Annotated in this window: 26 protein-coding genes; 15 read left to right on the forward strand and 11 right to left on the reverse strand. The window is 64.5% G+C overall.

Annotated elements, in window-relative coordinates; all coding sequences use genetic code 11:
* Positions 1-25: 25 nt before the first annotated feature.
* The 3 genes from QQL87_RS14915 to QQL87_RS14925 all read left to right on the forward strand — a co-directional run bounded on the left by QQL87_RS14915 (position 26) and on the right by QQL87_RS14925 (position 3,188).
* Positions 26-1,375, forward strand: coding sequence for an ActS/PrrB/RegB family redox-sensitive histidine kinase (locus QQL87_RS14915; RefSeq protein ID WP_284422075.1), 1,350 nt, complete (start codon positions 26-28; stop codon positions 1,373-1,375).
* 187 nt (positions 1,376-1,562) lie between these two features.
* Positions 1,563-2,117: an ActR/PrrA/RegA family redox response regulator transcription factor gene (locus QQL87_RS14920; protein WP_284422076.1), complete on the forward strand. Its 555-nt coding sequence runs from the start codon at positions 1,563-1,565 to the stop codon at positions 2,115-2,117.
* Between the two features lie 291 nt (positions 2,118-2,408).
* Entirely contained in the window at positions 2,409-3,188 is a 780-nt protein-coding gene (locus tag QQL87_RS14925; protein ID WP_284422077.1) for a hypothetical protein, read from the forward strand.
* A gap of 27 nt (positions 3,189-3,215) precedes the next feature.
* Here the strand turns inward: QQL87_RS14925 and QQL87_RS14930 are convergent, their stop codons facing one another.
* Entirely contained in the window at positions 3,216-3,581 is a 366-nt protein-coding gene (locus QQL87_RS14930) for a hypothetical protein (protein WP_284422078.1), read from the reverse strand.
* Between the two features lie 286 nt (positions 3,582-3,867).
* Positions 3,868-4,164: a hypothetical protein gene (locus tag QQL87_RS14935; protein ID WP_284422079.1), complete on the reverse strand. Its 297-nt coding sequence runs from the start codon at positions 4,162-4,164 to the stop codon at positions 3,868-3,870.
* Between the two features lie 622 nt (positions 4,165-4,786).
* Here QQL87_RS14935 and QQL87_RS14940 point away from each other — a divergent pair.
* The 3 genes from QQL87_RS14940 to QQL87_RS14950 all read left to right on the forward strand — a co-directional run bounded on the left by QQL87_RS14940 (position 4,787) and on the right by QQL87_RS14950 (position 5,637).
* Complete coding sequence (locus tag QQL87_RS14940; RefSeq protein ID WP_284422080.1) at positions 4,787-4,924, forward strand: hypothetical protein; 138 nt, start codon at positions 4,787-4,789, stop codon at positions 4,922-4,924.
* Between the two features lie 113 nt (positions 4,925-5,037).
* The gene (locus QQL87_RS14945; protein ID WP_284422081.1) at positions 5,038-5,280 is read left to right on the forward strand and encodes a hypothetical protein; all 243 of its coding nucleotides are present in this window, start codon (positions 5,038-5,040) and stop codon (positions 5,278-5,280) included.
* Positions 5,281-5,376: 96 nt separating this feature from the next.
* A complete protein-coding gene (locus tag QQL87_RS14950) occupies positions 5,377-5,637 on the forward strand; it encodes a DUF1488 family protein (RefSeq protein ID WP_284422082.1) in 261 nt (86 codons plus the stop codon).
* A gap of 111 nt (positions 5,638-5,748) precedes the next feature.
* On the opposite strand, the gene QQL87_RS14955 is transcribed toward QQL87_RS14950, so the two are convergent.
* The 3 genes from QQL87_RS14955 to QQL87_RS14965 all read right to left on the reverse strand — a co-directional run bounded on the left by QQL87_RS14955 (position 5,749) and on the right by QQL87_RS14965 (position 7,343).
* Positions 5,749-6,228, reverse strand: coding sequence for an MmcB family DNA repair protein (locus QQL87_RS14955; protein WP_284422083.1), 480 nt, complete (start codon positions 6,226-6,228; stop codon positions 5,749-5,751).
* 130 nt (positions 6,229-6,358) lie between these two features.
* Positions 6,359-7,039, reverse strand: coding sequence for a hypothetical protein (locus QQL87_RS14960; protein ID WP_284422084.1), 681 nt, complete (start codon positions 7,037-7,039; stop codon positions 6,359-6,361).
* Positions 7,011-7,343, reverse strand: coding sequence for a hypothetical protein (locus QQL87_RS14965; protein WP_284422085.1), 333 nt, complete (start codon positions 7,341-7,343; stop codon positions 7,011-7,013). The genes QQL87_RS14960 and QQL87_RS14965 overlap by 29 nt, the downstream gene beginning before the upstream one ends.
* Positions 7,344-7,514: 171 nt before the next feature.
* On the opposite strand from QQL87_RS14965, the gene QQL87_RS14970 reads away from it, so the two are divergent.
* Positions 7,515-8,183, forward strand: a complete 669-nt coding sequence (locus QQL87_RS14970) for an MBL fold metallo-hydrolase (protein ID WP_284422086.1) — start codon at positions 7,515-7,517, stop codon at positions 8,181-8,183.
* 104 nt (positions 8,184-8,287) lie between these two features.
* Here the strand turns inward: QQL87_RS14970 and QQL87_RS14975 are convergent, their stop codons facing one another.
* Positions 8,288-9,835, reverse strand: coding sequence for an extracellular catalytic domain type 1 short-chain-length polyhydroxyalkanoate depolymerase (locus QQL87_RS14975; protein ID WP_284422087.1), 1,548 nt, complete (start codon positions 9,833-9,835; stop codon positions 8,288-8,290).
* A gap of 452 nt (positions 9,836-10,287) precedes the next feature.
* Between QQL87_RS14975 and QQL87_RS14980 the strand changes: the two genes are divergently transcribed.
* On the forward strand, positions 10,288-11,526 hold the full coding sequence (locus QQL87_RS14980; RefSeq protein WP_284422088.1) for an LLM class flavin-dependent oxidoreductase: 1,239 nt from the start codon (positions 10,288-10,290) through the stop codon (positions 11,524-11,526).
* A 164-nt stretch (positions 11,527-11,690) separates the two neighbouring features.
* Here QQL87_RS14980 and QQL87_RS14985 read toward each other — a convergent pair whose 3' ends face one another.
* Entirely contained in the window at positions 11,691-12,101 is a 411-nt protein-coding gene (locus tag QQL87_RS14985) for a response regulator (protein ID WP_284422089.1), read from the reverse strand.
* 160 nt (positions 12,102-12,261) lie between these two features.
* Between QQL87_RS14985 and QQL87_RS14990 the strand changes: the two genes are divergently transcribed.
* Complete coding sequence (locus QQL87_RS14990; protein WP_284422090.1) at positions 12,262-12,627, forward strand: hypothetical protein; 366 nt, start codon at positions 12,262-12,264, stop codon at positions 12,625-12,627.
* A 45-nt stretch (positions 12,628-12,672) separates the two neighbouring features.
* On the opposite strand, the gene QQL87_RS14995 is transcribed toward QQL87_RS14990, so the two are convergent.
* Complete coding sequence (locus tag QQL87_RS14995) at positions 12,673-13,029, reverse strand: hypothetical protein (RefSeq protein ID WP_284422091.1); 357 nt, start codon at positions 13,027-13,029, stop codon at positions 12,673-12,675.
* 356 nt (positions 13,030-13,385) lie between these two features.
* A complete protein-coding gene (locus QQL87_RS15000) occupies positions 13,386-14,093 on the reverse strand; it encodes a LysE family translocator (protein WP_349817296.1) in 708 nt (235 codons plus the stop codon).
* A gap of 104 nt (positions 14,094-14,197) precedes the next feature.
* On the opposite strand from QQL87_RS15000, the gene QQL87_RS15005 reads away from it, so the two are divergent.
* The gene (locus QQL87_RS15005) at positions 14,198-14,584 is read left to right on the forward strand and encodes a hypothetical protein (RefSeq protein ID WP_284422092.1); all 387 of its coding nucleotides are present in this window, start codon (positions 14,198-14,200) and stop codon (positions 14,582-14,584) included.
* A gap of 14 nt (positions 14,585-14,598) precedes the next feature.
* Here the strand turns inward: QQL87_RS15005 and QQL87_RS15010 are convergent, their stop codons facing one another.
* Positions 14,599-15,987, reverse strand: a complete 1,389-nt coding sequence (locus QQL87_RS15010) for an aminotransferase class V-fold PLP-dependent enzyme (RefSeq protein ID WP_284422093.1) — start codon at positions 15,985-15,987, stop codon at positions 14,599-14,601.
* Positions 15,988-16,228: 241 nt separating this feature from the next.
* Here QQL87_RS15010 and QQL87_RS15015 point away from each other — a divergent pair, with 241 nt between their 5' ends.
* The 5 genes from QQL87_RS15015 (at position 16,229) to QQL87_RS15035 (ending at position 20,249) form a co-directional block, all read left to right on the forward strand.
* Entirely contained in the window at positions 16,229-16,513 is a 285-nt protein-coding gene (locus QQL87_RS15015; protein WP_284422094.1) for a hypothetical protein, read from the forward strand.
* Between the two features lie 119 nt (positions 16,514-16,632).
* The gene (locus QQL87_RS15020) at positions 16,633-16,791 is read left to right on the forward strand and encodes a hypothetical protein (RefSeq protein WP_213737209.1); all 159 of its coding nucleotides are present in this window, start codon (positions 16,633-16,635) and stop codon (positions 16,789-16,791) included.
* Positions 16,792-17,345: 554 nt separating this feature from the next.
* Positions 17,346-17,870, forward strand: coding sequence for a hypothetical protein (locus QQL87_RS15025; RefSeq protein WP_284422095.1), 525 nt, complete (start codon positions 17,346-17,348; stop codon positions 17,868-17,870).
* A 242-nt stretch (positions 17,871-18,112) separates the two neighbouring features.
* A complete protein-coding gene (locus tag QQL87_RS15030; protein ID WP_284422096.1) occupies positions 18,113-18,421 on the forward strand; it encodes a hypothetical protein in 309 nt (102 codons plus the stop codon).
* Positions 18,422-18,872: 451 nt separating this feature from the next.
* Positions 18,873-20,249, forward strand: a complete 1,377-nt coding sequence (locus tag QQL87_RS15035) for a cytochrome P450 (protein ID WP_284422097.1) — start codon at positions 18,873-18,875, stop codon at positions 20,247-20,249.
* Positions 20,250-20,399: 150 nt separating this feature from the next.
* Here QQL87_RS15035 and QQL87_RS15040 read toward each other — a convergent pair whose 3' ends face one another.
* Complete coding sequence (locus QQL87_RS15040; RefSeq protein WP_284422098.1) at positions 20,400-21,242, reverse strand: SDR family NAD(P)-dependent oxidoreductase; 843 nt, start codon at positions 21,240-21,242, stop codon at positions 20,400-20,402.
* Positions 21,243-21,282: the final 40 nt, after the last annotated feature.

Consider the following 21,282-nt stretch of genomic DNA (forward strand, 5'->3'; position numbering starts at 1 on the left):
ACTGCGCGGCATTAAGTTCCTCATCATGACCGACGCCCTGATCATCGACGCGCCCGATACCGACTATCGCCATCCGCGCCAGCGCGTCCGGCTCGATACCATCCTGCGGCTGCGCTGGCTGGCGGCGCTCGGTCAATTGAGCGCGATCTTCATCGTGGTGCAGGGGCTGGAGTTCGACCTGCCTGTCGTGCCCTGCCTCGCCGTGATCAGCGTCTCGGCGCTGCTGAATCTCGGCCTGCAGATCGCCTTCAACCCGATGCAGCTGCTGGAGCCCGCCCATGCCGGCGGCCTGCTCGCGCTCAACATCGTCGAGCTGACGGTGCTGCTGTATCTGACCGGGGGACTGGAGAACCCGTTCTCCTACATGTTCCTGGCGCCGGTGCTGATCTCCGCGACCGCCCTGCCCATCCGCCTCACCATCATGCTGGGCCTGCTCGCCGTGGCCTGCGCCAGCGCCTTGTTCTTCATGCACCTGCCGCTGCCATGGGAAGGCGAGGAGCCGCTGATCTTTCCGCCGATCTATCTGTTCGGCGTCTGGCTCTCGATCGCGCTCGCGATCGGCGTCACCAGCCTGTACGCATTCCAGGTCACCGAGGAGGCGCGCAAGCTGTCGGACGCGCTGGCGGCCACCGAGCTGGTGCTGGCGCGCGAGCAGCATCTCACCCAGCTCGACGGCCTCGCCGCCGCCGCCGCCCACGAGCTCGGCACGCCGCTCGCCACCATCGTGCTGATCTCGCGCGAGCTGGAGCGGGCGCTGCAGGACAACAGCCAGGTCACGTCCGACATCAAGACCCTGCGCGAGCAGGCGCAGCGCTGCCGCGACATTCTCGGCAAGATCACCCAGCTGTCCTCGATGGGCTCGATGTACGACCGCATGAAGCTGTCGACCCTGATCGAGGAGACGGTCGCACCGCATCGCGATTTCGGCGTCGACATCAAGGTGCGCGTCGCGGTGACCGCCGCCAAGGAACCGGTCGGAACCCGCAACCCGGCGATCCTCTATGGCGTCGGCAACATCCTGGAGAATGCGGTCGACTTCGCGCGCAACACGGTCGAGGTGAACGCCTGGTGGAACAACGACACCATCGAGATCGTGGTCTCCGACGACGGCCCCGGCTTCGCGCCCGACATCCTCAAGCGGATCGGCGAACCCTATCTGTCGCGGCGGCGCAGCGCCGAGGATGTCCAGGGCGGCAACCAGGGCGGCGGCCTCGGGCTCGGCGTGTTCATCGCCCGGACCCTGCTGGAGCGGACCGGCGCCAAGGTCTCGTTTACCAACCGCACCTTTCCCGACCATGGCGCCGTGGTCCAGATCGTCTGGCCGCGGCGGCGCTTCGAAGCCAGCGACGATGGCGGGGAGGCCGAGCCGGAGTAGCCGGCGCGCACCGGCCAGCTGGCACCGCCGGCTGGCATACGGAACACCGGCAAACCACCGCAATGCGCGGCGTCACGCCGCAGACTGCGGCAACCCGCGATCTTGGCAGCGGCCGGTTCGCAGACCATATGAAGTGCGAAGAAACAGATCGTCTCGCAACATCGAGCCTTCTCTCGAGGATATGACCGTGGGCGCCATCGCCGAACTGACGAACCATCCCGACCGCTCTCTGCTGATCGTCGAGGATGACAAGCCATTCCTGGAGCGGCTGTCCCGCGCCATGGAGACCCGCGGCTTCACCGTCACCTCCTGTGAAAGCGTGGCCGAGGGCATTTCCCAGATCGGCAAGTCGGCCCCGGCCTTTGCCGTGGTGGACCTCCGGCTCGGCGACGGCAACGGCCTCGACGTCGTGTCGGAGCTGAAGCGCAAGCGGCCCGAAGCGCGCGCCATCGTGCTGACCGGCTACGGCAACATCGCGACCGCCGTGACAGCGGTGAAGATGGGGGCGGTGGATTATCTGGCGAAGCCCGCGGATGCCGACGACGTCGTCGCCGCGCTGCTGGCCACCGTCAGCGAGAAGTCCGAGCTGCCGCAGAACCCGATGTCGGCCGACCGCGTGCGCTGGGAGCACATCCAGCGCATCTACGAGATGTGCAACCGCAACGTCTCCGAGACGGCACGCCGTCTCAACATGCACCGCCGCACCCTGCAGCGCATCCTGGCGAAGCGGGCGCCGAAGTAGCACCCACCTGCCTTCACCCTCCGCAGCCTGTGCATGGGTCCGCCCTGCACGGGCCGCCGACGTTCGCCTTCCGGCAAGCCCGCGGAGTCCAGGCGCAGGTTCGAAACGCAGCTCGCGTCGACGCGTACCGTCCAGGACTTGCCAACCGCTGTCCTCAAGGCTCCATGATGCCTCGGGCTCAAGGAAGGACGGAGCGGCGGAATGGGCGTGTTGTATTCGCATTGTCTGATTCCACGGGACAATACGATCCGGCCGAGCCCGGAGCAGATCGCAGCGCTGATCGCGGCGTGGGTGGAGCAGCGCTACATCATCGTCGGACCGCGGCCTGACCTGTCGGCGAGCGGATGGTTCGCATCCACGGCGCTGACCGGGGCGCGCTTCTGGACGGATCCTTCCTTGAAGGAGGCGGAACTCGAGTCTGCCCCCGTCGCCGATCCAGCGAAATCGTTCTGGTCTCGGATATTCGGAATTGGGCGGCAGGCCGCAGACCCGGCCGGCCCGGATCCAGGCCTGCCGTTCGCGATCCCTCCCGCGGGCATCTCCCGGACAGCGCTCAGCCAGCCCGAGGTCCTGATCTCCTGGGCGGGTCATTCCGACGCCCTGTATCCGATGCAGACCGTCGCAGAAGAGCCCGCGGATTCTCATAAGATCAGCATCGAGCTCTCGGACGATTTCGTGAGCCCTTCTACCGACTCGTATGCGGTCGCAGGTGACACCTTGCAACTCGAGGGGCGCTGTGGCTGTGGTACCGATCTCCGCTACGAGAATTCTGAGTTCTGGTTCGCATCGGAACGCATCCGACGCGTTTGCCCTGCATGCGGCCAGGCATTCCGCCCCCAGGACCATCCCGTCGAGATCATCGACGGCCTGACCTGCGCCAAGGTCGTCCAGCCCGGCGGACTTTGCCGCCGCTTCGCCATCAGGATCCATTTCGGCAGATTTCATCCCACCCTGCGGCAGGACGCGAACGGAGAACTCGTTCCGTGGAAACCGCTTGCCTCCGAGCATTTCATCAGGACTTGCGAGATGACGCTCGGCTTCGCGTTCAACGAGTTCGAGAACTGGGGTTAGACCCTTGCCGCGTCAGCCGCGCTGCTCTCAATGCGACTTCACGAATGCCTGCAGCGCATGGAACACCGTGCGCCGCTGGTTGCGGCTGCACCAGTTGCGCATCCAGCTGTCCATCTCGGTGAGGTCGAGCTTGATCTGCATGCCCTCATCGCCGCGCGCCGCGTTGACGGCCGAGACGTAGCCCATCATCCATTGCTGATATTTCGAGATGCCGCTGAGATAGGCCCCGTCGGCGCTGCTGATCGCCTTGTAGGTGCCGGGCGGCTGCTCCTCGGCCGCGGTCAGGAAGCGCTCACAGGAGTCGGCACCCACGCCCAGCACGTAGAACGCCATTTCCTCCGCGCGGACCCCGGTCGCGAAGAGCAGTGCAAGCGCCAATACCACCCGTCGCATCTGCCGTCCTGTCTCGATCCCCCGGGTCCAAATACCGGTCAAGCATTGAACTGTCGCGACATATTGCGCCCCATGCCGGGCAATTGTCGGGCAAGGCCGGGAAAATGAGTCGGTCCAGGACAGACCGTCCGCAAAACGTGCGCGACGGCAACAGTCGAAGATCAGCATCCTGGCAATTTCAGGGCTCGCCGCAGGCGAACTGCACCCTCCGCCGGCCGATCGCAAGGCGCCTTTTCCGGCGGGCCCAGGCGCGGCGCATCGCGGCGGGAAGCCAAACGCGGAGCGCTCAGCCCTCGCCGCTCAGCCGGGAAAAATCGGCCAGCACGGCGGTGATCAGCTCGCGATGCCTCGTGTCGCGGTCCGAGAGGCTCGCGGCGTAGATGTTGAGGAGGTAGCGCGCCTTTGCCGCCGCTTCCGGCCATGACGAGGCCGCGTTCGCGAGCAGATGCGCTTCGAGCGCAGCCTGCCGCTCGCGCATCTCCTGCGCATGGCTTTCGGCCTCTGCGAGCGCACGGCGCAGGTCCACCGCCTTCTGCTCGCTCATGCCGCGGTGACTGTCGAGGTCGAGCGGCTCGTCAGACATCCGATGCACTCGCGATGCACCTGATGTTGATTGGGGTAAGGGTCACGAATTCGCGCCGCGAGCCGATGCTCATCTACGCCTGCCTTTCGCAAGAGCTTCGCCAGCGTAGGCCTCGAAGCCGAGGGGAGCATGCGCCTTGCCGCGATCAATAGCCACCGCTTTCTCAGCGGCCACGACGGCGTGAGCGGCGGACATGAACGCAGACTTGAACGATAGACTTGAAAGACCGACTTGAACGGCAGACTCGGGCCCCGGCCGGCCCGCAGCGCTTTGGTGCTCGCTATTGCATCGGCCCGGGTGTACCATCATCTATCACCGTAGTTTCGACGGCATTCACCGGTGACCGAGGATCGCGCGCACGCCCGCCGCAACTTGCGGATAGCGTTCTAGGCCGCAATTTCGTCTGAGCGAGTGGATCGTTCCACCCGTCGTTGTTCCGCTTCTCCTGATCCTGCTCGCGGCTGCCGCACTGCATTCGTAGTCCAGACCACCGCCCGCGCCGTCGGCAAACGGTGGACGACGGCCCCCCGGCCGACAGCCCGTGACACCGCGCAGGCAGGACTGACACGGCGCCTTCGTCCGACGCGTTGAACCCGTTCCAACATGAGCCGAGGAGACCGACATGGCCAAAGGTCAGCAAAAAGGCAATCGCGAAGCCAAGAAACCCAAGAAAGAGAAGCCCAAGAACATCGCCGCGGCGCCGAGCCAGAAGGTTGGCTCATGGCAGCCGGATTTCTCCGCCGACAAGAAGAAGCGGTAGGGACTTTCGGTCCTCATCAGTCTCGATGGGTCTCCCGAACGCAGGGCCGCGAGGCCGCGCGCAATCCGTTGCAGATGCGGCCGACCGTGGTCGAGAGTTCAAGAGGACAGACCATGGCACGCGAAACGATCTATGTCGTCCAGGCCTTCAGCGCCGGCCGGGGCGGACGCGCCAAGGCCGATACGCCGATCGCCTGCAAGACGGAAGCAAGCGCGCTCCGGACCGCGGAACGGCTGGTGTCGAGCAAGGCGGGCGTGGTGGCCTTCTCGTCCTCGGGCGATCCAGACATGGGTGACTATGACGATGAGCCGACCGTCTTCTTCCGCCACGGCGAGCTGCCGCAGGCTTTCGATTGAGATGCGCAAGCAATTTGTCGCCGGCGACCGCCGTGCGACGCCCCTGGATGCGTCGAGGTGATCCGCGACGCCGCCCGAACCTGATCGGTCACACACATGATTGAGTTTCCAAATCACAGCCGCTCCTACGACCGCACGCGACGGGCCGTCCGCTTCTGGGGCTATGACAGCGCGATGGAAGCATCGTTCTTCGTCGACGAGGGCGCGTTGCGGCGCCTGCAACCCGACACCCGTCCGGACGAGTCGGGCTTTCTGACCGCGTTCGATTCCAACCGCGATCGCATCTGCGCCGCCGCCGCCAGGGTCTATGTCCGCGGCAGCCGCGGCTCCTACGATCTCCTCGCCACTCACTTTTGACGGCGATGCCCGGCCGGTCGATTCCGGCTGATGCCGCGGCACACGCGCGCCGCTCATGGTGACGGGCGCCGCTTACGTCGGGTTTCGAGCCAAGCGTCCCGGGCGAGCCCGCTACTCCGCATGCCCCTGCGGATCGATCAGCCGGTTCATCCGGTGCGCCGCGGCGAGCGCGAAGCGCACCGTCATCAGCTTGCGGGTCGGCGCCGGCAATTTGTGCTCGGGCGCCTCGCAATGCAGATGCGCGCCATAGGCATCCGCCACGATCAGGCCGGTGTCCTGCGGAAAGATCTCACACGGCAGATCCCGGGTGAAGGCGAAGAACAGCCGGTCGCAATGGGCGCGATAGTCCTCCCATTTGTGGTCGGCGCGCAGATCCTCCAGCGACGACTTGATCTCGACGATCCAGATCTCGCCGCGCTCGTTCAGCGCCACCAGATCGGCGCGCCGTCCCGACGGCAGCGGCAGCTCGCTGACGGTGGCGAAGCCAAGCCCACGCAACAGGCGCGAGGTTCCGCGCGCGACCGCCAGCGCCGTCTCCGATTGGCGGCGGTCGACCGGAACGAGGCTGATCCTGGCGGCTGACGAGTCCATGCCGCGAGCATAGCCGATTCCCTTGCGATCCGAAGCCCCGGCACGGCACCGGAACCCGGGCGGCGTTCTCCGCAGGCAGAGGTCGACCGGGACGGGCAAGGCCGACCGCGAACGGTGGGGTCGTGCTTCTTCAAGGAGACGGGGGCGGATCATCTCTGCTGTCTGGCGACTCGTCTCTCGCGTGAACGAGACTCTCAACCTCCGCCAGGGCTTGCAAGGCCATCTCGCAGGACCTCTCGACGACCTGCTCGCCGCGCGACGTCAGGTTGATCACCGCGCGCATCTCCGCTTGGAACTGATGCCTTGCGAGGTTCAGACGATTTTGCACGGAAGATATGACATGGCGGGTGATCGCCGGCGATTGCGCAATGGCGCCGAGCGCCGGGCGGTCATACAGATAGACTGCAGCAAGGTCGAACGTATCACGCGCCGTATATGTCGCTGCGCGATAGATCAGTTTCTTGGCCATGATTTCCGCCGGCCGCTCTGCGGCAATGGCGCGCTCGCCGAAGCGCAACTGATACGTCGGGTCATCCGTGAATGTCGGCGCGTTCAGGAAATCGATCTCACCGACGTCTCGCAGGATCAGTTTGAGATACTTGCCAGGCCATTGCCACGTATCACAAAGGGACTTCGTAAAGGGATTGATGTTCGGCGCGAGACGCTTCAGGACGGCGCTCGAATCCAGGAAGATATCCACGTCGTAGCTGATACGGTGATCAAGACTCTGCGCCAGAGCCGTCCCGCCCCCGAACGTCCAGGGCCCGGGGCCTCCCTCCAGGCTATCGAGGGCCAGCAGCGCCTTCTGCATCAGGTCTTCCCATCTCGAAGGCCGCCATTTCCCTGACCCATCTTTCATTTTCGGACTCCGCGACCCGCCAGCTGTCGATGGCCTTAGATAGTTGTTCAAACGTCACGGCCTGGTCGATGACAAGACGATGAATGACGGAGACATCGACCTCGTCGAAGAACGCCTGCACATGCACGCGCCACTTTGGCTCGGAAATCTCGGTTCTCAGGCACGCCAACAACGTCGCCTCGTCGATACCGGCCGGCAGCGGCGTATTGATCGTGGTCACAGCCGCGGTGAGGCTGTCAAACGTCGTCTGCGGCATTCCAGTCACGCGGGGCGCCCTGAGATTCGTTGGGATCTGCCGTGCAATATGGTGCGAATCGGACGGAGGCTCAACGGCGCAGCCCCCCAATTGCTCAGGTAGAGGAGCGTGGGTGGCCGCGACGTGATGTTTTTCGCTTGGCGCACTGCGAAAAATCGGCATTCTGGCGCCATGAGCGAACCTGAAAACACCAAGGCGAAGGCCGGCGCGATGATCGTGCCCGTCACGCCGTTCGAGCAGAACTGCACCATTCTCTGGTGCGAGGCGACCAAGAAGGCGATCGTGATCGATCCCGGCGGCGACGTGCCCCAGATCCAGGCTGCGATCATCAAGGCCCAGGTCACGGTCGAGAAGATCTGGCTGACGCATGGCCATATCGATCACGTCGGCGGCGCGGCCGAGCTGCGCGACGCGCTGAAGGTGCCGATCGAGGGCCCGCATGTCGCCGACAAATTCCTGCTCGACAACGTCGTCGCCAGCGGCGCGCGCTTCGGCATGTCCGGCGTGCGCGATTTCGCGCCGGATCGCTGGCTGGAGGAAGGTGATCGCGTCGAGATCGGCGAGCTCGCCTTCGACATCCTGCACTGTCCCGGCCATTCGCCGGGCAGCGTGGTGTTCTACAACAAGGAGATGCGCTTCGCCCATGTCGGCGACGTGCTGTTCAACGGCTCGGTCGGCCGCACCGACCTGCCCGGCGGCAGCCACGAGACGCTGATCCGCTCGATCAAGGACAAGCTGCTGCCGCTCGGCGACGACGTCGGCTTCATCTGCGGCCATGGCGCCGGCTCGAGCTTCGGCCAGGAGCGGATGACCAACCCGTTCCTGACCGGGATGGCCTGAGGCGCGCCGCTCTCCCCGGCCTAGCTTGTCAAACGCTGGCGCAGGCAGGAACGTGAACGGAGATCGCGGCCGGCGACCCCATCAGCCGCCATTCACAGCGGCGTTTACCTCAGGCCGGCCGCCTGCAGCGCGCGGTCGATGACGGCGGCGACGTCGATCATGCGGCGGCGCGGCTTCGGGGCTGGCGGCAATGGGGCGGCAGCCGCCACCTTCGCCTCGATGAACGGAGCGTCGGCCGGCGTCATGTCGATCGCCTTTGCGATGACGCGCTTCACCTCGACTGGCGGCGTGTCGGCAGGCGTGCCAACTGCAATCTCCGGATCGCGCGACGCGCGTTCGACCGGCTTCGGCTCGGCAGCGAGCGGGGCAACCGGCGCCTTCTCGGCCGAAGCGAGCGGCTCGGCTGCCGGCCTCAGTGCCCTGTTCGGCGACCGCGCGGCCTTGGCTCGCGTGGGCTTCGCCTGCGATGGCCTGGATGCCTTGGCCGGCGCTGTCTCCGGCGCGGTGGTCGCGTCCAGCGGCTCCGCTGCCGGAGCGTCCCCCGGCCGGCGCAGCATCTTGGTGAGCACCGGCAGCGCCGCGATCGGCGAGACCTCCGGGATGAGCTTCGTGCTCGGCGAAGTCACGGCCGGCTTCAGCTGGCGGATCCAATCGGTGACGCCGAAGAATTTCGCGATGTGATAGGACGAGGAGATGCCGGCCTCGAGCAGGAACGGCCCCGCCTTGCCATAGCGCTTGTCGTTGGCCGCGATCCCGATCGGCGTGCCATGCGCCATGTTGGTGATGGTGAAGGACTCCACCATCGTCTCGCCGTCGGCATTCCACCACTGCTCGCGGGGATAGCCGTCGACGTCGGCCGCGGCCATCGGCGCCAGCGGCAGATGATGCAGGTCGAGCCATTGCTTGACGATCTCGCCGGCATTGTCCGGATGCACCGTGTAGTCGGCGGTGCCGTGCCACACCGACAGCTTCGGCCATTTGCCACGATGCGGCGAAGCACGGCGCACGAGATCGCCGAGCTCGCCCGCCGGACGCGCCGACGGCATCCGCATCTGCATGATGGCATCGCGCATCGAGCGCGCCGTGCCGAACGGCAGGCCTGCGATGACGGCACCGCCGGCAAACAGCTCCGGATGAGCCGCCAGCATCGCCATGGTCATCGCGCCGCCCGCCGACAGGCCGGTGATGAAGATGCGCCTGTTATCGATGGCGTAGTCGGCCACCATGCGCGCGATCATCTCGCGGATCGAGGCGACCTCACCCTGGTCGCGGGTGATGTCCTCGGACTGAAACCAGTTGAAGCAGCGCTGCGGATTGTTGATGCGCTGCTGCTCGGGCAGCAGCAGCGCGAAGCCGAAATGCTTCGCAAGCGTCGACCAGCCGGCGCCGAGATCGTAGTCGGCGGCGCCCTGCCCGCAGCCATGCAGCACCACCACGAGCGGCAGCAGCGGCTGTCGCTGCGCCGGCACATGGGCGAACATCTTCAGGCGACCGGGATTGCTGCCGAAACCTTCGACCTCGACGAGCGGACATTCGGGCGCAGGCCGCGCCTGGCGATGGAAGTCTGCGAATCCGGTGATGCCGTGCAGCTCGCGCAGCCGTCGCAGGTACTCAACATTTTCGGCGAGGGACAACGGCAGCTCCTGGGGCATTCACGTATTGACGTCGGCGCAGACCAACCGACCATCGCGCATATGGTTGCTGCAGTGCAAAAGAAAAAGCCTGCAGCGTCGCGGACGCCGGCAATTTGATTGCGAATTTCGGTCTTGCTGCGATCTAAATGTCACGCCGGCGCGGCGCATCACGCAGCATTCACCGAAATGCGAACCGAGCACGCCCCGCATCGCGGACAAGGTGAGCAAAACAGACCACGCAACTGCTACACGCCGCATTTTGCAAGAATGGCTGCAAGATGGTCGGCGCTTCACGATCACATCACGAATCGCATCATCCCGATCGGAGTGTGCGCAGCGCCAGGCGATCAGTAAACAACAAATGGCAGGCATGCACTGCCCGTTGCATGGCGCCAAGATGATTGCCTCGCAGCGAGGCGACACGTAGCCTGCGCGACAAGCAACAACGTAATTCCACGGAGAGAAACACCATGGCGCGGCTGAAATTCGGAGCCTTCCTCGCTCCGCATCATCCGATCGGCGAGCATCCGATGCTGCAATTCCGCCGCGACCTCGATCTCGTGTCGCAGCTCGACGAGCTCGGCTATGACGAGTTCTGGTGCGGCGAGCATCATTCGAGCGGCTGGGAGACGATCGCCTCGCCCGAGATGTTTCTCGCCGCCGCCGGCGAGCGCACCAAGCGCATCAGGCTCGGCACCGGCGTGATCTCGCTGCCGTATCATCATCCCTACAACGTCGCGCAGCGCATGGTGCAGCTCGATCACATGACCGGCGGCCGCGCCATCTTCGGCTCAGGGCCGGGCGCGCTCGCCTCCGATGCGCATACCCTGGGCATCGATCCGATGACGCAGCGCGACCGCCAGGACGAGGCGATCGCCATCATCCGCCGGCTGTTCAACGGCGAGCGCGTCACCGCAAAGAGCGACTGGTTCACGATGAACGACGCGGCGCTGCAGATCCTGCCCTTGCAGGAGGAGATGCCGTTCGTGGTGGCCTCGCAGATCTCGCCGTCGGGCATGACGCTCGCGGGCAAATACGGCATCGGCATCATCTCGCTCGGCTCGATGTCGACGCAGGGCCTGATGGCGCTGCCGCAGCAATGGGAATTCGCCGAGGACGCCGCGAAGAAGCACGGCACGACGGTGAGCCGCGCCAACTGGCGCGTCTTGTTGTCCTGGCACATCGCCGAGACGCGCGAGCAGGCCCGCCGCGAGGCCGGCCCCGGCCTGATGCGCTGGCACAACGAGTACACGGTGGGCACGCTGATGCGTCCCGGCCTGCAGCCGTTCGCCTCGCCGGACGAGGCCGTCGACAAGACCGCCTTCGTCGAGGGCGCGGCTTCGACGATCGGCACGCCCGACGATCTCGTCAAGACGATCAAGAACCTGATGCAGGTATCGGGCGGCGTCGGCCACATCATCGGCTTCGTGCACGACTGGGCCAATCCGGAGAACACGCGGCGCAGCTGGGACATGGTCGCGCGCTATGTCGTGCCGGAGATCAACGGCTACATCGACGGCCTGCGCCGTTCGCAAAAATTCGTCATCGAGAACCGCGCCATCTTCGAGCGCGCCGGCCAGGCCGTGATGGCCAAGATCATGGACAATGACAAGGCCGCCGCCGCGCTGTCGCAGACCGGGCCGGGACGGGTCGCGATTCCCGCGGTGAATGCGCCGGACCTGCAGGAGGCGGCGAAGCGGCGGGGATGAGAAGTAGGGCGGATTAGCGAAAGCGTAATCCGCCACCTCTCCGCAGACTCGATCAGCTTAATTCCGGCAACATGGCCAAGACCGCATGAATTCATCATGCGATGCCGTCATGCCGCTCAAGCGGCGGCGGATTACGCTTTCGCCAATCCGCCCTACGCCTCAGACTACCTCACCGCGGCGACCAGCTTCCCGCAGTCGGCGATGGTCGCGATCTGCTTCAGCGTCTCGCGCAGGGCCGGCAGGTCGACGGGCTTCTGGAATTGCGGATAGACGACGAGGCCGAGCACGGTCGCGAGCCGCACATGCTCCTCGCGGGTGCCGTCCTCGGCGCCGCTGATGAAGATCACCGGGGTGCGCGATTTCAGCTCGTTGAGCAGCAGCAGGATGTCTGCCCCGCAGCGGTCGCCGAGCGACAGGTCCAGCGTGATGCAGTCGAACGTCCGCTGGCGCAGCGCCTCCGCCGCGGCCTCGACCGTGGCAACGCAGGTCGCCTCGTAGCCGCATTGAACGGCGATCTTGCGCAGAATCGAGAGATGAACCTCGGTATCCTCAATCACCAGCAACTGATTGCTCATGCCCTTGCCCTCGTTGCCTATTGGTCCGACGTCCGGCCTGGCCGTTCCTAGACGGCGCGGATGGCCGCGAGGTAAAGATTTCGGTCCGTAGATTTGCGGGCTCCGAGCATTGGCGTCATAGCTCGGGTGAAAGTTGATCGTGGTTTCGGAGGTCGATTCAATGAAACTCAATCTGTCGGATGCCGCGGTGGTCAACGAGACCAACAACGCCGATGCCGTGGGCGACATCTCGCTCTTCAAGACCCTCGAAAGCCTGACGTCATGGGCCGAGCCGGTCGACGTCAGATATGGTGAATACTTTGCCTACACGCTGTCGGGGCAGGCGCTCGCGCTCGGCGTCGAGCATCATCGGGTCACCGTCGCCAAGGTCGGAGCCGATGCTGCGCTCTCGGCACATGCGAGACGCTTGCTCGAAGCGACCGCCGAGCGCGTCTTGAAAGCGCGTCGCTCCGATAACCCGGTCGGCATCAGACCGGGCAGCCTGACGATTGACGAGCTCGCCGCCTTGATCGGCTTCACGCGATAGGCCGCAACCGATGAGCTTGCTTCGCATGATGGAGAGACTCTCCCCTCAGCGCAGCCCGTCCTTGAACGCCTCGGCGTCCCAGGTCCGCGTCTCGCCGCGAACGTCGCCGTAGGCCCCGCGCTCGACGTCGACGATCGGAGGCTCGCCCGCCTTGACGCTCACCCATATCCGGACATCGCCGACCTGAAGCCACCAGGCATTGTCGTCCATCTGCTCGAGATGAAGCCAATCGTCGACGACGAGTTCATCGAAGATCCCATGGTTCTGAAGCTCGATGCTTCGGCCGTCGTCACGAACCGCACGAACGCGCCACCGTCGGCCGGGGCCGGTCACTGCTACGTCGGCCTCGACCGGGCGTTGTCGCGTCAGCGCTGCCCATAGCCGTCGCATCGAAGCCAACATCTTGAAATCCTCGCCAGCCAGTAACGTTCACCGCCGTCACCTCATACCCGCCGTCGTCCCGGGCAAGCCTCCGGCAGCGCGATAGCGCTGATGGAGGCGCCGACCCGGGACCCATACTCCGCGGCGGCCGTTCGAGGCAGGGATCGCAACGACGACACGTCGTCCCACGTCTCCCTGTGGCTATGGATCCCGGCTCCGCGCCCCGACATCGCTTCGCGATGCCAGGGCTTGGCCGGGATGACAGCAGATGCGCAAACGGCCTGCTTCTCGGCACACAGGGGCAAGCTCGGAGACCTCATCGACCAAACACGACTTGAGGCCGACAACGGACGGTGTCTTTCAAGACGGGAGCCCGATTACGAGGCAGGACGCCGCTCGAGGCCAAGCCTGGCAGCGATGGCCAGCAACGCAAATCCGAGAACGTAGCTTTGCAAGCGAGCAAAGCCGGGAGCTCCACGGACGATGGCAGCAATCCGTGACGCACCGAGAATGACGCAACTATGTGCCCCCGCTGCAGCGGCGACTTGGAGAAGACCGAGCTGCAATGTCTGCCAGAGAACACTTCCCTGCCCGACATCGACGAATTGCGGCAGCAGCGCCCCATAGGTCAGGACCAGCTTGGGATTCAAGAGGCAGGTCAACAGTCCCCGACGGAACAGAACGGCAAACGCCTCGGGGGCAAGCGCCGACGTGGCAAGCGCGTTTGACGGAGAACGGAAGGCCTTGATCGCCAACCAGACGAGATAGCCCGCGCCAAGCATTCGCACGATATCGTAGGCCACAGGAACGGCCTGGAAAATCGCCGAGAGCCCGAGCGTCGTGGCGATCACATAGGCCAGCATCCCCGTGCACACACCCGCAAGCGACGAGAAGCCCGCTCTGTGCCCCTGGCAGATCGCACGCGACGCCAAATACATGAGATTGGGCCCCGGCGATAGCGCCATGAAGAAAGCCAAGACACCGAACGTCACAGCCGTCGAACATCCAATCATCGCCGCAGCCCCAGAGCCCCCGTCGTTCCACCTCCGAACTCTGCACGAGATCGCGGGCGTTACAATTCTCATTTTCGAGACACATGGAAAACGATCGACGACCGCCTCTTATGGCGCCTCATTGCCCATAGCTGACCACTGCGGCACGGCATCAGTCCCGAGGGGAGCGCGCGCCGATGACAGTGAGCACCGTCAAACGGCAGGGCCGGCGAGGCTTGGCCCCGGACTGCCCGGGCGCTAGTTTGAGCACCATGCCCGCTGCCAAACCCCAGTTGCCTCCACGGCCACCCGCCCCGTTGTCTGCTGACGACATCATCTTCATCAAGGACACGATCAAGCGCTTCTACGGCGACGACGCGATCGTGCGCAACTTCGGCCCGGACCCGGCTCGCATGGAATTGCATGTCGAAACAGGCCGCGACATCGGAAGGGCGTATAATGACTGTTGCGGTGTCCTGATGACCCGAATCGACCGCGACCAAATCGTCCTCGAGGTCACGCGGCGAGGCATGCGGATAAGAGGCCGGGCCAAGCTCGCCTATCGCCAGGGCGTCGTGATTTGAAATCGGCCCCTCGATCAGCGGCTGTCGCGCCAGGTGTCCATCCCGAGCACGACCTTGTCGATATCCGCCCTGGTATTGTAGATGTGCGGACAAAGCCGGAATTCATCGCCTCCCCCACCGCCGCCGACGATCTTGTTGTCGAACAGCCATTGCTCCAGCGGCGGCTTGCTCCCACGGGGAGCGCTGACGCGGACGATTCCCCATCGTCGATCCGGCGATGCGGGAGTGAGCAGCTCCCAGGGCCTCGCCGGCGGCTGTCGCCTGGTTAGGCTATCGACCAGGTAGTTGCTGAGCTCTTGGACGCGCTGATACGGATTGTAGGACCCGACGCCCAAGGCCAGCTCCCGCCAGATGATTTGCGTCACGGCCAGCGTGATGATGTTCACGTCGTCGCGCTGGCCCAGCAACTCGAAGCGGAGCGCGGTGTTCGGCAGCTGTTCCGGAATTTCGATCTTGTAGTCGTAGGCGAAGATGCTCGGCGTGAAGTTCTGGACCTTGCTCGGATGCATGTACAGGATGCCGGTCTCCTTCGGGCCGAGGAACCATTTGTGACAGCTCGATACGAAGCTGTGGCAAAGCGGCTCGTGCTCGAGACTGACCGGGCGCGCTCCCCAGACCATCGTGCCATCGACATGAACGTGGCAATGATCGAAGCGAGCGGCGTGATCCCAGATCCTCATCATCACCCCGTCGGGAATGCGAAAGCCCTTTCCATTCGAGATCGCGGAATAGGACACGAAGCGGGTGTTGACATCGATGTTGCGGATGAACGCATCAGCGATCTGGTCATCGCTCTCGCCGTACTGAAAATTCACCATCCTGATCTCGAACGGCGCCCCTCGCCGCCGCAATTCCCACGCTGCGAGGTTGGTCGGATGGTTCTCCGTCCACAGCACCACGTTCTCGGCCGGCTGTCCCGCTCTCCAGCCACGATAGCCGCAATTGACCGCGTTGTTGGCTTCGCTGGCATTGCGCAGCAGCGCGACATCGCTCGGGCGGCTGACACCTAATCCAGCGGCAATGTACTCGCGCGCCCGCTCCAATTGTTGGACGCGCAGTCCCCTGGCCATTCGCGTCTGCTGCGCGACGTTGTCGTTGTATTGCAGCCGCAGCGTGTTCGCGGCATTGAGCAGCGCGGTGGGTTCCGGGCACAGATTGGCGGCATTCATTGGGAATGGTTCGCCGGCCTGCTGCGCGAAGCCGAACTGAGCCCTGAATGCGTTCCAGTACTCCTCGACCGGACGGTTGCGGTTTCGAATGACCTCCAGGAGCTCATCGATCTCACCGCTGAGATGCGCCAGCTCGTCCTTCGTCAGGATCCCCGCCTCGCAGACCGGATCGAAAAGGGCATGAAGGGCGGTCTCGGCCGCCGGGGCGGAGCTGTAGTCGATGGCGTCGAACATGGGCTTCTCTTCATCGCTGGGAGGGAGCGGACGTCGAATGCACGGCCAAAGGCGCGTTTCCTCGCCGCGCGACCATTCGAAGTGGCCCGACCGCCGAGGCCTACGTGGTCCAACTTAGTGAAGAGACACAAACTCGCACAAGTAGCTATATAGGCGCACTACAATTTTAAGGAGATGGCACAGATGGTCACCAATCGGTAGATGGCGCCGCTAAAACTCGACGCCTTGGGGCGCCGACGCCGTGCGCGAAGCGGCCGCGCGCGCCGCCGAGGACGTGCTGATGGAAGCATCGCCGATTCGCATGAGCACCACCGGGTTCAAGGCGTTCATGGCGGATGCCAGATGGTCCGCCATCAAACGTGTCGCGCAGGCAAAGCACGGGTCGATGGCCGGCAACGTCCAGGATCATCTGCTGACGCCGGTCGACGACTCGCCGGCATGTGGTCGCGGTCCGCCCCCCTCAACTCGACGCGCTGGTGGCCACATCGCTGACATCAGCGATCGCGCGTCACGAGGATTTTCTTAACCCGGCCCTGCCATGGTCGCAGCCAATCGCGCACGGCCTGCAAGATCCGCTCGCGCGCGTGATGCGTCAGGCAGCCCGCCGTCTCGACCCGGCGGGCTTTTCCGTGGGAAAGGCCGCCAATGTCACTCTCCTCAGCCAAGAACTACGCGCTGCGCGCCGAACGGTCGCAGGACCCCAAGGAGGCCGCCGACCTGCTGGCCAAAGCGATCCTGGAGCTGGCGGCCTCGATCGAGGCCACCGACGCCAAGGTGAAGAAGATCAACAAGTCGGGCGGCTGACGGTCAGGCGTCCGCGTTGGAACGCATGGCGGCTTCTGGCGGCGGCGCTTCGTCGCCGCGAAAAATGATCCGCGGATCCTGCTGCGAGCAATCGGCGATATCGCGGCATCGCTCAGAAGCCGCAACGGAAGTTGACGGCTACCGCCAGATCTCGACAGGCAAACCGTCGGCACGCGGATCGCCCGAGAACCGCACCATGCCCGCTGCCAGTCCTCGATATCCTCCGACGCCCCTGGCCCACTGTTTGATGATGACGTCATTCCAATCAAGGACGCGGTCATGCGCCTTTATGGCGGCGACGCGATCGTGGTAGTTCGGCCCTGACCCTACGCGGATATGACGTTGCAAGTGGAAACGAGCCACGACATTGGGCTCGCGAGCTACGATCGCCGCAGTATATAGACGGCCCGGATCGACCGTGATCAGATCGCGGCTCGTGAAAACGCGGCGGGGCACTAGAATACATAGCCGCGCGAACCTCGCCGACCGCCATGGCGTCGTATTTTCAACGCCCACGCGTCGAGAAGGCTTGGGTCAGAGCATTTGGATCGATCATGAAGACGAAAATCATCGATGTACAAGAACGAACCTTCGGGCAGCTGGAAATTGACGAGTGGGTCCCGTTCACCTTTCGCGCCTATACAAATGGTTTGGCAGGACCGCTCTACTGGATGCTTGGCGATCAAAAGACCTCGCTGCTTGAAATGAAGATCGAAAGAAGCACCGGAGCGATAGAAGCGGTATTGCTCCCGGCCTGCCACAGATTTGATTCGGATGACGGGTGGAGAGCTCCTGAAGGGATAACCCAGGTCGCTGGAATTCCCGTAGTCAAGATGGACCAATTTGAATCGGGCCACTGTGAAGAGTGCCGCGACTTCCGTCTCAATCAATTCGGTAGCAGCTTCTTTGTCATACTCGATGATAGTCCACGACCAGAAAGATGCATTCGTACCGATCGAGTCGGTTATTTCGAGGCCAACGGAAACCTATGCGCCGTCGGCTTTTTCGATCTTACACAGACCGAGGTGCAGACGGTCCATCGATGGAGGTCATACCAATACCGAGTCAAACTTGAGTAGCGGCAATCGACCGTGGCGGCGTCTGGCGCATCTCCCGCGCCTGGGTTTCATTGTGTGTCAGCAAGCGGCGTCGGCTAGGCAAGGATACGCACGCGACAACAGGGCGGGGCATCGTGCCAACCGCTGCATTCGCCGCCGTGGTGGTGAGCACGCGGCTCCTGACGTCGGCTGGTTGCTCGCTTATGACTGCGTTGCGCTGAGCTTGGACCACCAACCCGACGGGCAAATCGGCCCGCACGCAAATGCACGATGTGCCGCTCCGCACGCCGCCATATCGCCTCGAGGCGATCAAGAACGCCAAGCACCGAAAATCTAAATTCATGTTCGGCTTCAATCACATCACCTTCTCCAATCCGTCGCGCAAAAATATTTTTCTTTCTTTTTATCAGAATTCATGGTTCTCTCTCCCCGTCCCGTCTCGAAAAGAGGGGCGCTTCGCGGTCGTCACGAACGTTGATGCGGGATGCGGTGGGCGTGTCGATGTTGCAGCGTGGGGCAATCCCGCGCCGACGAACGGCAGCGATGCGCACGGTCAAGTCGCGTGGTCCTGACACCCCGAAGCTGGTGTCCAGCGCAACGTGCGAAAGCACGTTGTGCGATACGGTGGCCAGAAAGCCCGGCGCACCGGGGAGAACGCGAAGCAGCCGTTAAAACCATCGCGCGGGGAATGCCGGGTGTCCTCGGCTGAACCTGTGGTTCCTGCCGCCTGCATTTTTTTCTGCAGGCGGGCCATGGGTGCGGCCAGCGCCCGGCATTCCCCGTGCCCTCTATCTGGAAGAGGGCGGAATATTCCATCCCTCGGACGTATGAGCGCGTCGCGAGGCCGCGATCGTTTGCGATGCAGCACGACTGGCTGATCATGAGACACCGGAGCGTATTGCATCGCGGCTGCAACCGCCTATCAATGACGGCGATGGTGTCCGACAGATGCGACGCTGACCGAGACGAAGTCAGAGCCGAGACACCGGCCAGCCGAGGACGCAGACGAGAGGGAACTCCGAGATGTCGATGCAGCATGTGGTCTCTGATACGATCAGGCTCACGCCGCCCCGTCGAAACTCACTCACCCACATCCCCGGCGACGAAGGCTGGCCGATCATCGGCAAGACCTTCGAGGTGCTCGCCGACCCCAAGGGCCATGTCGAGCGCAACGCCAAGAAATATGGTCCGGTCTATCGCAGCCACATGTTCGGCGACGTCAACGTGGTGCTGCTCGGGCCGGAGGCCAACGAGCTCGTGCTGTTCGACCAGGCCAAGCTGTTCTCGTCGGCGCATGGCTGGGGCCACATCCTCAATCTGCTGTTTCCACGCGGCCTGATGCTGCTCGATTTCGACGAGCACCGGATGCACCGCAAGGCGCTGTCGGTCGCCTTCAAGGCGGGGCCGATGAAGTCCTATCTCGCCGGCCTCGACCGCGGCATCGCCGCACGCGTCGCGCAGTGGCGCGAGAGGCCCGGCGAAATGCTGTTCTACCCCGCGATCAAGCAGCTGACGCTCGACCTCGCCGCGACGTCCTTCCTGGGGAGCGAGATCGGGCCCGAGGTCGATGCGATCAACCGCGCCTTCGTCGACATGGTCGCGGCGGCGGTGGCGCCGATCCGCCGGCCGCTGCCGGGCACGCAGATGGCGCGCGGCGTCAAGGGCCGCCAGCGCATCGTCGCCTATTTCTCCGAGCAGATTCCGCTGCGCCGCGCGCGCGGCGACGGCGAGGATCTGTTCTCGCATCTGTGCCGCGCCACCGATGATCGCGGCGCACTGCTGTCGACGCAGGACATCGTCGATCACATGAGCTTCCTGATGATGGCGGCGCACGACACGCTGACCTCGTCGATCACCTCGTTCGTTGCGCAACTGGCGGCGCATCCCGAATGGCAGCAGCGGCTGCGCGCGGAGGTCGAGAGCCTCGGCCTCAGCCCCGGCGATCCGATGAGCTCGGAGCACCTGGAGAAGATGAAGCTGACCGAGATGGCGTTCCAGGAGACCTTGCGGCTGATGCCGCCGGTGCCCTCGCTGCCGCGCCGGCCGGTCCGGGATTTCACCTTCAAGGGGTTCGCGATCCCCGCCGGCACCGGCGTCGGCATCAATCCGATGTACACCCACCACATGCCCGAGATCTGGCCCGAGCCCGAGCGCTTCGACCCGATGCGGTTCACCGACGAGGCGCAGCGCGGCCGCCACCGCTTCGCCTGGGTACCGTTCGGCGGCGGCGCGCATATGTGCCTCGGCCTGCACTTCGCCTACATGCAGGTGAAGTGCTTCGCGCGGCATTTCCTTGGCAAGGTCGACGTGTCGTTCACGCCCGGCTATCAGCCGAACTGGCAGGTCTGGCCAATCCCGAAACCGCGCGACGGACTGAAGGTGCAGCTGAAGGCGGTGTGATTGGTCAGACGTGGACGGCTGACATGCCGGCGCGCACCGGCAAGACTGGATCGCTTCGCTTGCGCTCGCGATGACGGAGGCTAGATCACGGTACTCTCATCGCGTCATTGCGAGCGAAGCGAAGCAATCCAGGGCTCCGGACTCCGGCCCCTACTCCACCGCGTCCCCGAGCAGCTTGCGCATGGCGGCGTAGCCCTGCTGCTGCTGGCTCCAGTTGCGGCCGCCGGTGATGGCGCCGTCGATGACGAGATCATGGCCGTTGATGAAGCTCGATTCGTCGCTGGCGAGGAAGACAGCGGCGTGCGCGATGTCGTCGGGCAGGCCGGCGCGCGGAATCGGCTGCGCGGTGGCATAGGCGCTGCGGATCGTCTCCGGCGTCTTCTCCGCGGCCTCGGTCGACAGCCCCAGCGCCTTGCCGAAGATGCCTGTCGCGATCAGCCCGGGCGAGATCGAGTTGACGCGCACGCCGGATTCGCCAAGCTCCATCGCCACGCATTTCGTCAGATGGATCACCGCGGCCTTCGCCGTGCTGTAGACCACCGAGGTCGAATAGCCGGCGAGACGCCCGGCGATCGAACCGTTGTTGATGATGCTGCCGGAGCCCTGCGCCTTCATGTGAGGCGCGGCGTATTTCATCCCGAGCATCACGCTGCGCACCAGCACCGCCATCGCCTGATCGAAACGGTCAGCATCCAGCCCTTCGATGCCGCCGGTCTGCGCCGGACCGCCGGCATTGTTGAACAGGCAGTCGAGCCGGCCGAAGCGGTCGACGGCGAGATCGACCAGCGCGCGCATCTGCTCGTCGACGGTGACGTCCGTCTGGCGGAATACACAATCTGCGCCCAGCCGGCTCGCCAGCGCCTCGCCCTCGGCGCTGCGCCGGCCAGCGACGATCACCTTCGCGCCCTCGGCCACGAAGATCTCCGCCGTGCGCAGGCCGATGCCGCTGGTCGCGCCCGTGATCACCGCCACCTTGCCGTCCAACCGTGCCATTCCCCGATCCTCCACCGCGAGCATTCTCATTCCTGGCGTC

This window comes from Bradyrhizobium sp. SSBR45G (genome assembly GCF_030159255.1).
Taxonomy (GTDB): Bacteria; Pseudomonadota; Alphaproteobacteria; order Rhizobiales; family Xanthobacteraceae; genus Bradyrhizobium.